Source organism: Streptomyces sp. NBC_00234, from assembly GCF_036195325.1.
GTDB lineage: Bacteria > Actinomycetota > Actinomycetes > Streptomycetales > Streptomycetaceae > Streptomyces.
In genome coordinates, this window is the sequence record NZ_CP108101.1 from 3,373,604 (window position 1) to 3,387,259 (window position 13,656).

Sequence of the window (13,656 nt, forward strand, 5' to 3'; positions counted from 1 at the left end):
ATAACAACCCCCACAGCCGCCCCGTCGGTCCCGTAGAGTCCCCGGCACATCCCCTTTGAACACGTTCAAGGGGGACTCCTGGGGAGGGGACTGCACGATGCGCAGTGGAGCGAAGGTCGCCGTGGCCGGTGGCGTGTTCGTACTGATGGCCGGAGGCGCCTGCTACGGCCTGTACAACGTTGTCGGAGCCGGCGGTGAGAGCGGTGCGACGGACTCCGAGGTGGCGTCCGCACAGGTGAAGACGGGGCCGCCCAGCGCGGCGGAGATAGCCGGGACCTCGAAGGAGTTCCTGAAGGCGTGGGCGTCCGGCGACGCGGCGGCCGCGGCGCTGCTCACCAACAACGAGGCCGGGGCCGAGCCGTTGCTCGCCGGCTACACCGAGGACGCGCACGTCACCGCGGCAGTGATCACGCCAGGTCCGGCGGTCGGCGCGACGGTGCCGTACACGGTGAAGGCGACGGTCTCGTACGAGGGCAGGAAGAAGACCCTGTCGTACGCCTCCGAGTTGACCGTCGTGCGCGGCCTGACCAGCGGCAAGGCACTCGTCGACTGGCAGCCCACGGTGATCCATCCGCAGCTGACCGAGGGGGCGACGCTGCGGACCGGACAGTCCTCGACGCCGGAGATCGAGGCCGTCGACCGCAACGACAAGGTCCTGGACCCGAAGACGTACCCGTCGCTGGCCCCGGTGCTGGCCACGCTGCGCGAGAGGTACGGGGCGAAGAGCGGCGGCACGGCGGGCATCGAGACCTGGATCCAGCCGGCCGGCGAGACGGCGCCCAAGACCACGCTGCTGACCCTGGCGAAGGGGAAGCCCGGCAAGCTCCGCACGACGATCGAGGCCGGCGCCCAGGCGGCGGCCGAGCAGGCGGTGAAGCAGTTCGGCGAGGCGTCGGTGGTCGCGGTCCAGCCCTCGACGGGTGCGATCAGCGCGGTCGCCAACAACCCGGTGACCGACTTCAACGCGGCGATGCAGGGCAAGCAGGCGCCCGGCTCCACGCTGAAGATCGTGACCGCGGCGATGCTGCTGGAGAAGGGGCTCGCCGCGGCGGACCGCCCGATCGAATGCCCGAAGGAAGTGCTGTACGAGGGGAACACCTTCCACAACCTGAAGTACTTCTCGCTCCCGGACACCGACACGTTCACGACGAGCTTCGCCCGCTCCTGCAACACGGCCTTCATCAAGCGGATCGACGAGGTGCACGACGACTCCGCGCTCGGCAAGGAGGCGCGGGACGTCTTCGGGATCGGCCTGGACTGGAAGACCGGCATCTTCTCGACCGACGGCAGCATCCCGGACGAGGTCGGCGGTGAGGCGGCGGCGCAGTACATCGGCCAGGGCACGGTCCAGATGAACGCCCTCAACATCGCGTCCATCACGGCCACCGCGCGCAACGGCACGTTCCGCCAGCCGGTCATCGTGCCGCAGTCCCTGGACGGCCGGCAGCTCGCCGTCGCGTCCCGCTCGCTTCCGCGCCACGTCACCGACCAGCTGAACGCCATGATGCGGGCGACGGCGACCTGGGGCACCGGCAAGGACGCCATGGCCTCGGTCGACGGCGACAAGGGCGCCAAGACGGGCTCGGCGGAGGTCGACGGACAGGGCGTGTCCAACAGCTGGTTCACCGGATTCAGCAACGACCTGGCAGCCGCGGCGGTCGTCCAGTCGGGAGGCCACGGCGGAGACGCGGCGGGCCCGGTGGTGGCGGCGGTCCTGCGGGCGGGTTCCTGACGCCACCGTCGCACGAGAGGTCCCCGGGCGGGAGCGTCGGCGTGGTCACGCCGGCACTCCCGCCCGCTTTTGTTATGTCCGGCAGGATTTATTCGACTGTCGCGCAGTGATCACGACTCCTAGAATAGGTATCGACCATTGAATGCCGTGGTTGGCCTGGGGGGGGCAACATGTCTGGCGTGCCGGATATCGACGACACGGAACTACGCATCCTGTGCATGCTGCACGAGGGCGTGAATGACGCGACCATCGCGCGCCGACTGGGCGTGGGACATCGCACGGTCCAGCGCCGGGTGCACGATCTGATGCAACGCTGGGAAGTCACCGGCCGGTTCGCCCTGGGAGCTCACGCACAGGAAGTCGGCCTCTTGGGCGTGACCCGTGACGAGCCGTCACGCGATATCGCGAGCAACGGCGCTCCCCGGGCGTAATTACGCCAGCACCTATGCACCGATTGGCTGGGATTGGTGCGGCTTGCGAGGGTGTTGCCGTTGTTCTGCGCGCCATAAAATGACGGCGAATCAGAATAGTCGCGCCCAGGAAGAGGAATCTGCATGCGTAAGGTCCGCACCCTCGTACTCCTTTCCGCAACGGTCGCCGGTTTCGCCATGGCGGCACCGGCACAGGCGGCCTCGTACGACGGAACCTGCAACTCGTCCAACGGCGGGGAGATTTGCCTGTACCGCGACGCCAACGCGCAGGGAATCGTCTACGACACCCTTTACAGCAAGCCCTCGTACACCGGCACGTATTACGGTACGAGCATTTCGATCAATGACAGCGTGACGTCCATCAAGAACCTCGACCCCGACACCACGGCCTATGCGTTCACCAACCCGAACTACACCGGTGACTACGCGGCTGCATGGTCCGGGGCCACGCTCAACGACCTGGAGTCCTGGACGGACAACAAGCTGTCCTCGCACTGCTTCGTCAACAACGCGGCGTGCCCGATCTAGCACCCCGAGGACGTCGTGAACGGTGTGTGCGCCCGGGAAACCGTGGCGCACACACCGTTCGTTCATCACCAAGGAAGGTTCTCGTCGCAGTGATCCCGCAGCAATCGAGACGCGCTGTCCAAGCCCTCACGCTCCTGGCCGTTCTGGCCCTGTCGGGGTGTGCCGGACCGGCGCACCAGGACACGGAAACCGACGCGGCGGCCTCCGCGTCCGCCGAGCCGAGCGGACCGGTGACGGAGCAGGTGACCAGCAAGGTGGTCGCCGGGGTGCGGGTGCCCGTGTATCCGACGGACTCCTACCAGCCGAGCCCCGAGGACCGGCGCGTCATCGAGCGGGCGGAGTACGTGCTGGCCAACCGGTGCATGAAGAAGCTCGGGATGAGCTGGCCGCCGCCGATCCTCTCCACCTGGGAAGCCCATGCACCCAGCGAGCGGCGGTACGGCGTCAGCGACAGGGCGGCCGCTTCGCAGTTCGGTTACCAACTGCCGCCGCCGAAGGGCCTCTCACGATCCGAGCAGCAGCGGTGGAACGCGCGCCAGGAGGCGCGTCTGGCATCGGTGGAGCGGCCCGTGATGGATGCCTACACCGGAGAGGGCAAGGGCGGCGTCGGCTGCCGGGGGGTCGCGCGGGACGAGCTGAAGATGGACTGGATCAACTCCATGGGCACCACCACCGCCGTTTCGCGGGAGGGGTGGGAGAAGTCCGGCGCCGATGCCAGGGTCCGCGCACTCGACTCACGATGGGCGGCGTGCATGCGCGCCTCGGGCCACGCACAGAGCGACCCGCTGGCCGCCGCCGGCCGCTGGGCGGGGTCGGGAGTCGCCGAAGACGGTTCGAGCGGCGTGACGCCTGCGCCGAGCGCCCGGGAGATCGCCATGGCGGTGGCGGACGTCGCGTGCAAGAAGAAGACCGACTACGTGGACAGCCGTCAGAGTGTGGAGATCGAGTACCAGACGAGCGCGATCGGACGGAACGCGGAGAAGCTGGACGCCTTCCGCGCCGCCTGGACATGGACGCTGGACAGGGCCCGCCGCGTCACCTGACGCCCTCGCGCGCCCTACGGGTGCCGACTCCGGCCGGAGGGATGCTCCGGCCGGAGCCGTTCGATGACCCGCGTCAGCGGGTCGAGGCCGTCACGTTCCGCGCCGCCACGAGGCTCGCCTCGCTGCGCTCGTGGGAACTGTTCAGTTCCTTCTGGTTCTTCGCGATGAGGGCCTTCTGAAGGTCCCGCTCCGCCGCGAACCAGATGGGCACGAGGTTCACCTGCTGCTTGCAGTCGACCTCGGCGAGAGCGATCTTCTTCTCCGCCTCGGAAGCCGCCGGAGCGGTCGGTTCGGTGAGGTTCGCCGCGTCCCAGACCGTTTTGACCTCATGTCCGCGGTCCTTCATGCACGCCGCCCACTCGGCCATGGCGGTCTTGACCTCGGGGGTCTCCTGCGAGGCCATGAAGCTCTGCGCGGAGAGCTCCTCGGCCAGCGTCACATCGGGGCTGGGGACCTCGCGCATCGACTGCCCGACGCAGCCCCCCTCGGGGAGCGCCTTCCCGTCGAAGGACGCGACCGCCTTGCCGTCCTTCTTGCCCGCGAGGGCGATGGCAGCGGTCGGGGTCTCGATGTCGGCGACCTCGGCCGCGCCGCTCGCCTCGGCGGGCGTGTGATAGCCGTTCTGCTCCGCGTCGCTCCTGATGGTGATCCCGTACCTGCGCTCCATGTTCGCCGAGTTGCCGGAGACCGGCGGGTTGTCCCCGATGGTCTCCGTACGCCAGTCGGCGAACCCGAGGGACCGCATGCACTTGATCTCGGCGTTGCTGCGGCCCTCCAGGAAGACGACCTCGTCCGTGTACGGAACGAGGTACTTCTCGATCGGCAGCACGAGGCCCTTGGTCAGCCCCTCCGCCGGGACCGCGGCCGGCCAGCCGTCACGCTGCACCTCGGCCCACTTGCCGCTGCTCGACCCCTGCGCCGCCGGTTCGAGCCGCGAACCGGCCTGCTGCGTCCCGCACCCGGTCAGGAACGCCAGGGCGACAACCGTGGATACGGCGAGTTTCCTGTTCATGGTCAGAGCCTCTCGCTGCTGGCGTTGTTGTTGTGCAGAGCCGATATCAGGTTCTTGCTGTCGCCCGGATAGAAGGTCTGGTATGTGCCGCCGTATCCCGAGTTGTAGTACACGCGGTGGGAGGCGGAGTCCTCGTTCGCTCCCCCGGCCGCGTTGTTCTTGACGCCCTGCCCCGATCCCTCGCTGGGGCGGCACGCACTTCCCGCGTCGTGGATCACGAAGTCGCTGCCGTAGTTGAACTCGTAGGCGACTACGTGCAGTCCGCCCGAGGTGACGGCACTGCGCCCCTCGTGGTTGTACTCGTCCTTATTGGTGATGAAGCAGGACGTGTAGAAGATGCCGATGTTCTGCCTGCTGTTGTAGAAAAGGACAAAACACCGCGTGGACGAGGAACATTCATCCGAGCTGTAGGTGGTCACCGCACTGGCGGGCGTCGCGGACACTGCGAGCCCCAGAGCGGCAAGCCCACCGACGATCGCCGATCGGTAGGGCTTTTTCCATGTGCGTACCTTCACTTGATCTCCAGGTGAGTAAGGGTGGAGAGACTTCTCAGGCGGCGCGTCGGGGATTCAGGCCCTCGGTCGGCTGATGCGGTGAAAGAGTTCCTTTCTTCGAATCCCCCATTCGACTTCTTGCGGCCCGTCTGCGGAATGCAGATTTCCGCTTTCCGCGACAGGCGGGATGACCGTACTACGGGGCTCCGACAGCAAGATCGGAAAACAAACACATCCGGCCATACGGTGATCACGAATGGCCGAATCAAGTCGGTGGTTTCCCAGTGCGGCGGGTCGGCCAGCCGCCCCTGCGCGCCGGCTCAGCCCACCCTGCGAAACCATGTCGCATGCCCCGTACACGGACCGCTAGCGTGCGGGCATGAGCACACCCGAGACCACGCCTGCCGCCACGCCTTCCGAGGCCCACCCCCGCTTCGCCGAGGCCCTGCGCGAACTGGGACTGGACGTCGAGATCCGCCGCTTCCCCGAGGCCACCCGCACCGCCGCGGAGGCCGCTGCCGCCATCGGCTGCGGGCTCAGCGAGATCGTGAAGTCGCTGATCTTCGAGGCGGACGGTGTCCCGGTCCTCGTCCTGATGGACGGCTCGTCACGGGTGGACGTGGAGCTGGTGCGGCGCGAACTCCGCGCGGTGAAGGTCACCCGCCCGCGGGCCGACCTGGTCAGGGAGACCACCGGGTACGCGATCGGGGGCGTACCGCCCTTCGGCCACCGCACCAGGACCCGCGTCCTCGCCGACCGGGCGCTGCTCGACCACGCCGTGGTGTGGGCGGCGGCGGGCACCCCGTACACCGTCTTCCCCCTCGACCCGGAGACCCTGATCACGCATGCGGGCGGCACCCTCGTGGACGTGCGCGAGCAGGCGAAGTGACGCCGCTGGTCGCCTTCGCGGTCCTGACCGCCGCGATCACCCACGCCGGCTGGAACGCGATCGCCCATGCGATCAAGGACCAGCTCCTCTCCTTCACCCTGATCTCGGGTGGCGGTGTGCTGATCGGCGCGCTCGCCGCGGGCTTCGTCCCGTTCCCGGCGGCGGACGCCTGGCCGTACCTGGTCGTCTCCGCCGTCCTGCACGTCGCGTACATGATGCTGCTGATGCGCTCGTTCACGCTGGGCGACTTCGGCCAGATGTATCCGATCGCGCGCGGTACGGCCCCGTTGGTGGTGACGGTCCTCGCGGCCGTCTTCGTCGGCGAGGTCCCGGACGGCTGGGCGACGGCGGGCGTCGTGGTCGCCTCGGCCGGACTGGTCGGGCTGGCCCTGTGGGGCATCCGGGGTTCGGGAAAGCGCCCGCACTGGCAGGCCCTGACCGCCGCCGTGGCGACGGGCCTGGCGATCGCCGGGTACACGGTCGTCGACGGCGTGGGGGTACGGGCCTCCGGCACCCCGCTCGGCTACGTCGCCTGGCTGATGATCCTGGAGGGCCTGGCCATCCCCGCGTACGCGCTGTACCGGCGGCGGGGTCAACTGATCACCCAGCTACGGCCGTTCGCGGTCCGTGGCCTGCTCGGCTCGGCACTGTCGGTGACGGCGTACGGGCTGGTCCTGTGGGCCCAGACCAAGGCCCCGCTCGCCCCCATCGCGGCCCTGCGCGAGTCGTCGATCATCGTGGGCGCCGCGATCGGCGCACTGTTCTTCAAGGAACGGTTCGGCGCCCCGCGGATCGCGGCGGCCGGCCTGATGGTCGTCGGCATCGGCCTGATGCTGCACACGAGTTGAGCCCGTCCGGGTTCCTGGCGGGCGGCCTCCCGCCAGGAACCCGGGGCGGCGTCAGTGGTAGACGTCGACGACGATGCGGTTGGGGCTCTTCAGGGTGAAGACCTGGTAGCGGGAGTAGTCACCGAGGGACAGCCCGAAGTCGACGTAGCCCTCGTAGTCCGTCAGCAGCTGAACGCCCTTGAGGGAGGGCAGCGATACGGGCACCACCCGAGGGCTGCTGTAGGTGAGTGCCCCGTTGTCGTCGTAGGTGTGTGTCCCGAACAGGTTCAGGTGCAGGTACATCTTGCCGGGGATCTCGATGTGCCCGTCCTGCCCACTGGGCGTGCCGTAGCTGTTGTCGGCGGTCACGGAGTGGTTGACCGTCGGCATGCCGTCTTCAGTCACGTCGATGACGAGCCGGTCGAAGTCCGGGTGCGATCCCGTACGGACGCCCAGGAGGCAGGAGGACGAGCAGACAAAGGCGCTGGCGGCCGTGGTCTCGGTGGCGCTCACGGCCTGGGCCCCGGGGGCGCCCGTCACCAGAAGGGCGAGCGCTGCGGCGGCGCAGCTCACGGCTGCGGATATTCTTCGCATGATCCTGTGTTCACCTTGCTGTCGGCGGCCCATGGCCAGTACGGAAGAAGGCGGCACACCGCGTGCGCGGACGGCCGCGATCACGGTACGCGCGGGGTGATCCAGCTGCGCGGAATATCTGCTGCGCGGCTGATAGTTGACCTTCGTCAGGCGACCGGCCCGGGTGCACGAGACCTCGCCCGAACTGCGGAAACGGGCGGCCGGCGGGAACGCCCACGCAGGGAACAGGACAATCCGCGGAAGGGGAATGACTTATTTCCCCCAGGTGCGTTCCACGCCCCTACTTCTTCTCCAGTTCCGACAGCATGTGACGGAAGCCGGTGTTCACGGCGAGGAGGCCGCCGTCCACGCGCAGGGTCGTCCCGGTGATCCACGACGCGTCCCGGGAGGCGAGGAAGGCGACCGCCGCCGCGATGTCGTCCGGCTCGCCGACCCGGCCCAGGGGGTAAAGCGTGCTCAGCGCGTCCAGTTGGGCGTCGCGTCCCGCCCAGGCGTCCGTGCGGATCGTGCCGGGGGCGACCAGGTTGACCCGTACGCCACGTGGCGCCGCGTGGCCCGCCAGCGTACGGGTCAGGCCGGCCAGGCCCGCCTTGGCCGCGCTGTACGCGTGACCGCCGAAGTCCTGCTCGCCGTTGACGGAACCGATGCTGACGATCGCGCCCCGGCCGGAGGCCACCAGGTGGGGCAGCGCGGCGCGGGAGCAGCGGAAGGGGCCCGACAGGCTGATGTCCAGGTCGCGTTGCCAGACCTCGTCCGTCTCGTCCTCGAAGAGCGGGAGGTCCGTACCGGCCGAGTAGGCGTTGTTGACCAGGACGTCCAGCCGGCCGAAGGCGGCGACCGCGTGGGCGACGGCCGCCTCGACCGCCGACCGGTCGCCCACGTCGCAGGGCAGGGACTCGGCGGTACCGCCCGCCTTCCGGATCTCCGCCGCGGCGTTCTCCGCACGGGCCGCGTCCAGGTCGGTGACCAGGACGGCGGCGCCCTCCGAGGCCAGGCGGCGGGCCGTTGCCGCGCCGATGCCCTGGCCGGCTCCCGTGATGAGGACCGCGTATCCGTCGAACCGTGCGACTGACGGGGAGGAAGGAGTCATAGGGCCGACCGTACTGCTGCGACGAGTGCCTGGGCACGGGGGTCGGCGGTAACTCCCTTCTGCAGACCGTTCGTCACATAACCGAGGGCGATGCCCGATTCGGGGTCCGCGAAGCCCAGGGAGCCGCCGCGTCCGGGGTGGCCGAAGGAGCCGCGGGCCAGGAGCGGGGCGGCCGGGCCGTGCAGCATGAAGCCGAGGCCGAAGCGGGTGCTGACGACCAGGACCCGGTCGGGGCCCGCGGACTCCTCGGTGCGGGCCAGGGTCAGCGTGGCCGGAGCGAACAGGCGGTGGCCGTCGACCTCACCGATCATCGCGGCGTAGCAGCGGGCCAGTCCGCGGGCGGTGGCGATGCCGTTGGAAGCGGGGAGTTCGGCCGCGCGGTAGGCGGGGTCGTTCTCGTCCGGCAGCGGGTCGATCGCGCCGAAGGCGCGGCGGGTGAGGGAGTCCGGGTCGCGGTACGCCTCGACGACGGAACGCTTGGGGCGCAGGCGCAGCGCGCCGCCGTTCCCCTCGACGACCGGGGCCTCGACGGGGCCGATCCGGCCGATCCGGTGGGCCTCGTCGGCCGGGAGGCCGAACCAGAAGTCCAGGCCGAGCGGGCGGGCGATCTCCTCGGCGATCCAGCGGCCGACGGTGCGCCCGGTGACCCGGCGCACGAGTTCGCCGACGAGCCAGCTGTACGTCTGGGCGTGGTAGCCGTGGTCGGTGCCGGGTTCCCACTGGGGGTGCTGGGCGGCGACCGCACGCGGCCCCGAGATGCCGTCGGCCGCCTCGGCGGGGGGCAGGGGCCGGTCGAGGGCGGGGACCCCGGCCCGGTGGGCGAGGAGGTGGCGTACGAGGACGCGTTCCTTGCCGTTGGCCTTGAACTCCGGCCAGTACGTGCCGACCGGGGCGTCCAGGTCGAGCTGGCCGCGCTGATGCAGCAGCAGCGGTACGGCGGCGGCGATGCCCTTGCCGGCCGAGCGGACGATCTGCACGGTGTCGACGGCCCACGGTTCGGCCCCGTCGACGTCTCGCGTACCGGCCCACAGATCGACGACCTTGCGGCCGTGCCGGTAGACGGCGACCGCGGCGCCGCGTTCGCCCCGCTGCTCGAAGTTGCGGACGAAAGCGTCCCTTACCGGTTCGAACCCGGGCGACACCGTGCCCCGTACATCCACGCCTGCTCCCGCACTCCCGCTCATTCCCCCATGGTGCATCGCGCCGCAGGTGAACGGTGTGCCGGGGCTGTGAACAAGCCGTTCCCTCAGGGGTGCCCGGGGTGCTCCAGGCGGTCCGTCAGCCGGTGCAGTTCGGTGCGCAGCCGGGCCACTTCGGCGGAGGCCATTCCGGCGGCGTCGAGGAGTTCGCCGGGGACGCAGGCCGCCCGCTCGCGCAGGGCCGCGCCCTCCTCGGTCGGCTCGACGAGCACGGAGCGTTCGTCGGCGGGCGAACGGACGCGGCGTACGAGGCCGGCGCCTTCGAGCCGTTTCAGGAGGGGGGACAGGGTTCCGTAGTCGAGGTGGAGGGCGCGGGCCAGTTCCTTGACGGGGAGTTCACCGCGCTCCCAGAGGACCAGCATCACGAGGTACTGCGGGTAGGTCAGGCCGAGTTCGTCGAGGAGCGGACGGTAGGCGGCGGTGACGGCCCGCTGGGCCGCGTAGAGCGCGAAGCACAGCTGGTCGTCGAGGAGGAGCGAGGGCGCCGGCGGGTGGGGGCCGCGCGCGGCGGTGGCGGGAGCGTCCTGGGTCACGCGCCCATTCTCACGGAGCGCGGGTCGAAGCCGAACGGCAGCTCCAGCCTGTGGGCGCGCATCAGGTCCTCGTCGCCGAGGAGATCCTGGGTGCGGTCGTCGGCGGCGATGACGCCGTCGCTGAGGATGACGGCGCGCGGGCAGAGCTCCAGGGCGTACGGCAGGTCGTGCGTGACCATCAGGACGGTGACGTCCAGGGAGCGCAGGATGTCGGCGAGTTCGCGGCGCGAGGCGGGGTCCAGATTGGACGAGGGCTCGTCCAGGACGAGGATCTCCGGCTCCATGGCGAGGACGGTGGCGACGGCCACACGGCGGCGCTGCCCGAAGGACAGGTGGTGCGGGGGCCTGTCGGCGTACCCCTCCATGCCGACCTGCTTGAGGGCGGTCCGCACGCGCTCCTCCAGTGCGGGGCCGCGCAGTCCGGAGGCGGCGGGCCCGAAGGCGACGTCCTCGCGGACGGTCGGCATGAAGAGCTGGTCGTCGGGGTCCTGGAAGACGATGCCGACGCGGCGCCGGATCTCGGCGAGGTTGCGCTTCGCGACGGGGAGCCCGGCGACGCTCACGGCGCCCGCGCCCGCGGCGAGGATGCCGTTGAGGTGGAGGACGAGGGTGGTCTTGCCCGCGCCGTTGGGGCCGAGGAGCGCGACGCGTTCGCCGCGTTCCACGGTCAGGTCGACGCCGAAGAGCGCCTGGTGTCCGTCGGGGTAGGCGTAGGCGAGGCCGCTGACCTCCAGGGAGGGCGCGGATGTGCGGGTCGGGCTGCTCATAGGGTCCATCCCAACAGACAGATAGCGAGGGCGAGCAGGGGGAGTGCGCCGGCGTACGCCCACTGGGCGCGGGAGGCCGTCACCTCGTCGATGACCGGCATGGTGCCGGTGTAGCCGCGGCTGACCATGGCGAGGTGCACGCGTTCACCGCGCTCGTACGACCGGATGAAGAGGGCGCCCGCGGACTTGGCGAGGACACCCCACTGGCGTACGCCCCGGGCCTCGAAGCCGCGCGAACGGCGGGCGATCGACATCCGGCGCATCTCGCCGGTGATCACGTCCCCGTACCGGATCATGAAGGCGGCGATCTGGACGAGCAGCGGCGGGAGCTTCAGCCGCTGGAGGCCGAGCAGCAGGGAACGCAGCTCGGTGGTGGAGGCGAGGATCACGGACGCGGCGACGCCGAGGGTGCCCTTGGCCAGGACGTTCCAGGCGCCCCAGAGGCCGGGGACGCTGACGGAGATGCCGAGGATCTCGGTCTGCTCGCCCGGGACCACGAACGGCATGAGCAGGGCGAAGGCCACGAACGGCACCTCGATGACCAGGCGTTTCAGCAGGAATCCGGCGGGGATACGGGCCACCGCGGCGACGGCGGCGAGCAGCGCCGCGTAGAGCGCGAAGGCCCAGACCGCCTCGCGCGGCGTGGAGACCACGACGAGCACGAAGCCGAGGACGGCGGCGAGCTTGCAGTGCGGGGGGAGGGCGTGGACCGGGGAGTGACCGTGCCGGTAGAGCTTGTGCGCGTGTCCCTGGCCCATGTCAGACGGTCTCCGTGACCCGGGTGTCGGCCGGATCCTCGTGACGGCGTCGGCGCACCACCCAGAAGACTCCGCTGCCGACGGCCACCGTGGCGCCGACGCCGATCACTCCGGCGAGGCCGCCGGAGAGGCGGGCGTCGTCGACGTCCTTGACGCCGTAGTCGGCGAGCGGGGAGTCGGCGGCGGCGTGCTCCTCCGTCCTGGCGTCGATGCCCTTGTCCGCGGCGACCTTCTCCAGGCCGTCGGGGCTGGCGGAGGCGTAGAAGGAGACGAAGCCCGCGAGGGCGAGTGCGGTGACCAGGCCGGTGGCCCAGACCTTGCGGGTGGAGCGGGCGGCGACCGGGGCGGGGGCGGTGGCCGGGGCGTCCACCAGTTCGCCGCCGACGCGGAGCTTGAGGCGGGTGGTGAGGCCGCGGGCGCCGTACACCAGGTCCGGGCGGACGGCGATCACGGCGCCGACGGTCAGCGCGGTGATGGCGGCCTCGCCGATGCCGATCAGCACGTGGACGCCGACCATCGCGGTGAGGACCTTGCCGATGGGGATGTCGGTGGTGCCGCCGACCGCGTAGATCAGGGTGAAGGCGCAGGCCGCGGCGGGTACGGAGACCAGTGCGGCGACGAAGGCGGAGACGGTCACGGAGCGGCGGGTGCGCGGGAGGACGGCGGTCAGGCCGCGGAACAGCGCGTACGCGACGACGGTCGTGACCACGCCCATCACGGTGATGTTCACGCCGAGGGCGGTGAGGCCGCCGTCGGCGAACAGGATGCCCTGCATCAGCAGAACGACGGATATGCAGAGCACTCCGGTGTAGGGGCCGACCAGGATCGCCGCCAGCGCCCCGCCCAGGAGGTGGCCGCTGGTGCCTGCGGCGACCGGGAAGTTCAGCATCTGCACGGCGAAGACGAAGGCCGCGACGAGACCGGCCAGCGGGGCGGTGCGGTCACTCCCGATCCTGGCGGTGCCGGTGGAGGAGGGTCCGCCCAGTTCCCGGCGGGCGCCCCGGAGGCTGACGGCGATCGCGCCGGCGGCGACGACTCCCGCTACTGCCGAGACGGGTGCATTGATGAATCCGTCGGGTACATGCATGGGGAGGCTCCGCTTTCCTGCGTTCCTGGGGCGGGGTCAGAACCCACCAATGATAGAGCCTTGTTGCGCATCACTTGCAAGAGCGGGTCTGTCACAACTGCGCGGACCCCTTCCAGGGTGCCTTTGGCGCAAAATATGGGACATTAGAGTGCAAAGTGCTACAAACAGGAGGAGCCGGCCCATGTCCCCCGTGATCGAAGAACACGCAAGAGCCCGGCTCATCACTGACGGCCCCCTCACCCGCCCCGTCCCCGTCGACCTGCGCTACGACCCCGCCGACGCGTCGCCGACCGTCCACGTGAGCTTCGCCAGCGGAACGGACTGGGCCGTCGGCCGCGACCTCCTGGAGAGCGGACTCCGCTTCCCCACCGAACGCGGCAACGTACGGGTATGGCCGTGCGGACGTGCCCAGCTCATCGTGGAACTCCACTCGGCCGACGGCGTCGAGGTGTTCCAGATCGACAACGCGCCCCTGATCCGCTTCCTGCACCGGACGTACGAGGAGGCCGCGACCCCGGCCGCCGCGACGGGCACGTCGTGAATACAATCGCCCACGCATGACGGAAGCCCCCGTGCCGCTCGCACGGGGGCTTCCTGTCGCCCCGGTCCCCCGTCCCCACAGGTAACCGGTGCTGCCGGGGGCCGCGCTCCGCTCATACGCGGCCCCCGGGG

16 protein-coding genes are annotated in these 13,656 nt (G+C 70.2%); 7 read left to right on the plus strand and 9 right to left on the minus strand.

Features of this window, described 5'->3' with window-relative positions:
• The first annotated feature begins 97 nt into the window (after positions 1-97).
• The 4 genes from OG230_RS14570 (at position 98) to OG230_RS14585 (ending at position 3,734) form a co-directional block, all read left to right on the plus strand.
• Positions 98-1,732 (plus strand): penicillin-binding transpeptidase domain-containing protein, encoded by a 1,635-nt coding sequence (locus OG230_RS14570; protein WP_328910633.1) that lies wholly within the window; start codon positions 98-100, stop codon positions 1,730-1,732.
• 170 nt (positions 1,733-1,902) lie between these two features.
• Positions 1,903-2,163, plus strand: coding sequence for a LuxR C-terminal-related transcriptional regulator (locus tag OG230_RS14575; protein WP_328910634.1), 261 nt, complete (start codon positions 1,903-1,905; stop codon positions 2,161-2,163).
• 123 nt (positions 2,164-2,286) lie between these two features.
• The gene (locus tag OG230_RS14580; RefSeq protein WP_328910635.1) at positions 2,287-2,691 is read left to right on the plus strand and encodes a peptidase inhibitor family I36 protein; all 405 of its coding nucleotides are present in this window, start codon (positions 2,287-2,289) and stop codon (positions 2,689-2,691) included.
• Positions 2,692-2,780: 89 nt separating this feature from the next.
• Positions 2,781-3,734 (plus strand): hypothetical protein, encoded by a 954-nt coding sequence (locus tag OG230_RS14585; RefSeq protein WP_328910636.1) that lies wholly within the window; start codon positions 2,781-2,783, stop codon positions 3,732-3,734.
• A 73-nt stretch (positions 3,735-3,807) separates the two neighbouring features.
• Here the strand turns inward: OG230_RS14585 and OG230_RS14590 are convergent, their stop codons facing one another.
• Positions 3,808-4,746 (minus strand): hypothetical protein, encoded by a 939-nt coding sequence (locus OG230_RS14590; RefSeq protein WP_328910637.1) that lies wholly within the window; start codon positions 4,744-4,746, stop codon positions 3,808-3,810.
• Positions 4,747-4,748: 2 nt separating this feature from the next.
• On the minus strand, positions 4,749-5,189 hold the full coding sequence (locus OG230_RS14595; protein WP_328910638.1) for a hypothetical protein: 441 nt from the start codon (positions 5,187-5,189) through the stop codon (positions 4,749-4,751).
• A gap of 430 nt (positions 5,190-5,619) precedes the next feature.
• Here OG230_RS14595 and OG230_RS14600 point away from each other — a divergent pair, with 430 nt between their 5' ends.
• Together OG230_RS14600 and OG230_RS14605 are read left to right on the plus strand one after the other, a co-directional pair.
• Positions 5,620-6,129, plus strand: a complete 510-nt coding sequence (locus OG230_RS14600) for a YbaK/EbsC family protein (protein WP_328910639.1) — start codon at positions 5,620-5,622, stop codon at positions 6,127-6,129.
• Positions 6,126-6,977: an EamA family transporter gene (locus OG230_RS14605; protein ID WP_328910640.1), complete on the plus strand. Its 852-nt coding sequence runs from the start codon at positions 6,126-6,128 to the stop codon at positions 6,975-6,977. The genes OG230_RS14600 and OG230_RS14605 overlap by 4 nt, the downstream gene beginning before the upstream one ends.
• 51 nt (positions 6,978-7,028) lie before the next feature.
• On the opposite strand, the gene OG230_RS14610 is transcribed toward OG230_RS14605, so the two are convergent.
• The 7 genes from OG230_RS14610 to OG230_RS14640 form a co-directional block, all read right to left on the minus strand.
• A complete protein-coding gene (locus tag OG230_RS14610) occupies positions 7,029-7,550 on the minus strand; it encodes an AMIN-like domain-containing (lipo)protein (RefSeq protein ID WP_328910641.1) in 522 nt (173 codons plus the stop codon).
• Between the two features lie 280 nt (positions 7,551-7,830).
• Positions 7,831-8,640, minus strand: coding sequence for an SDR family NAD(P)-dependent oxidoreductase (locus OG230_RS14615; protein ID WP_328910642.1), 810 nt, complete (start codon positions 8,638-8,640; stop codon positions 7,831-7,833).
• Positions 8,637-9,800 carry a serine hydrolase domain-containing protein gene (locus tag OG230_RS14620; protein ID WP_328911401.1) on the minus strand — a complete coding sequence of 388 codons (1,164 nt, stop codon included), beginning with the start codon at positions 9,798-9,800 and terminating at the stop codon, positions 8,637-8,639. Before OG230_RS14620 ends, OG230_RS14615 begins: the two co-directional genes overlap by 4 nt.
• An 86-nt stretch (positions 9,801-9,886) precedes the next feature.
• Positions 9,887-10,372 carry a MarR family winged helix-turn-helix transcriptional regulator gene (locus OG230_RS14625; RefSeq protein ID WP_328910643.1) on the minus strand — a complete coding sequence of 162 codons (486 nt, stop codon included), beginning with the start codon at positions 10,370-10,372 and terminating at the stop codon, positions 9,887-9,889.
• Positions 10,369-11,139, minus strand: a complete 771-nt coding sequence (locus OG230_RS14630) for an energy-coupling factor ABC transporter ATP-binding protein (RefSeq protein WP_443051550.1) — start codon at positions 11,137-11,139, stop codon at positions 10,369-10,371. Before OG230_RS14630 ends, OG230_RS14625 begins: the two co-directional genes overlap by 4 nt.
• Positions 11,136-11,897: a cobalt ECF transporter T component CbiQ gene (gene cbiQ, locus OG230_RS14635; RefSeq protein ID WP_328910645.1), complete on the minus strand. Its 762-nt coding sequence runs from the start codon at positions 11,895-11,897 to the stop codon at positions 11,136-11,138. The genes OG230_RS14630 and cbiQ overlap by 4 nt, the downstream gene beginning before the upstream one ends.
• Position 11,898: 1 nt before the next feature.
• The gene (locus tag OG230_RS14640; protein WP_328910646.1) at positions 11,899-12,984 is read right to left on the minus strand and encodes an energy-coupling factor ABC transporter permease; all 1,086 of its coding nucleotides are present in this window, start codon (positions 12,982-12,984) and stop codon (positions 11,899-11,901) included.
• A gap of 181 nt (positions 12,985-13,165) precedes the next feature.
• Between OG230_RS14640 and OG230_RS14645 the strand changes: the two genes are divergently transcribed.
• Entirely contained in the window at positions 13,166-13,525 is a 360-nt protein-coding gene (locus OG230_RS14645) for an SsgA family sporulation/cell division regulator (protein ID WP_328910647.1), read from the plus strand.
• The last annotated feature ends 131 nt before the right edge of the window (positions 13,526-13,656 follow it).

Coding starts and splice junctions, on each gene's coding strand:
- OG230_RS14570 (WP_328910633.1), top strand. CDS start 98: ATGCGCAGTGGAGCGAAGGTCGCCGTGGCCGGTGGCGTGTTCGTACTG.
- OG230_RS14575 (WP_328910634.1), top strand. CDS start 1,903: ATGTCTGGCGTGCCGGATATCGACGACACGGAACTACGCATCCTGTGC.
- OG230_RS14580 (WP_328910635.1), top strand. CDS start 2,287: ATGCGTAAGGTCCGCACCCTCGTACTCCTTTCCGCAACGGTCGCCGGT.
- OG230_RS14590 (WP_328910637.1), bottom strand. CDS start 4,746: ATGAACAGGAAACTCGCCGTATCCACGGTTGTCGCCCTGGCGTTCCTG.
- OG230_RS14600 (WP_328910639.1), top strand. CDS start 5,620: ATGAGCACACCCGAGACCACGCCTGCCGCCACGCCTTCCGAGGCCCAC.
- OG230_RS14610 (WP_328910641.1), bottom strand. CDS start 7,550: ATGCGAAGAATATCCGCAGCCGTGAGCTGCGCCGCCGCAGCGCTCGCC.
- OG230_RS14615 (WP_328910642.1), bottom strand. CDS start 8,640: ATGACTCCTTCCTCCCCGTCAGTCGCACGGTTCGACGGATACGCGGTC.
- OG230_RS14630 (WP_443051550.1), bottom strand. CDS start 11,139: ATGAGCAGCCCGACCCGCACATCCGCGCCCTCCCTGGAGGTCAGCGGC.
- cbiQ (WP_328910645.1), bottom strand. CDS start 11,897: ATGGGCCAGGGACACGCGCACAAGCTCTACCGGCACGGTCACTCCCCG.
- OG230_RS14640 (WP_328910646.1), bottom strand. CDS start 12,984: ATGCATGTACCCGACGGATTCATCAATGCACCCGTCTCGGCAGTAGCG.
- OG230_RS14645 (WP_328910647.1), top strand. CDS start 13,166: ATGTCCCCCGTGATCGAAGAACACGCAAGAGCCCGGCTCATCACTGAC.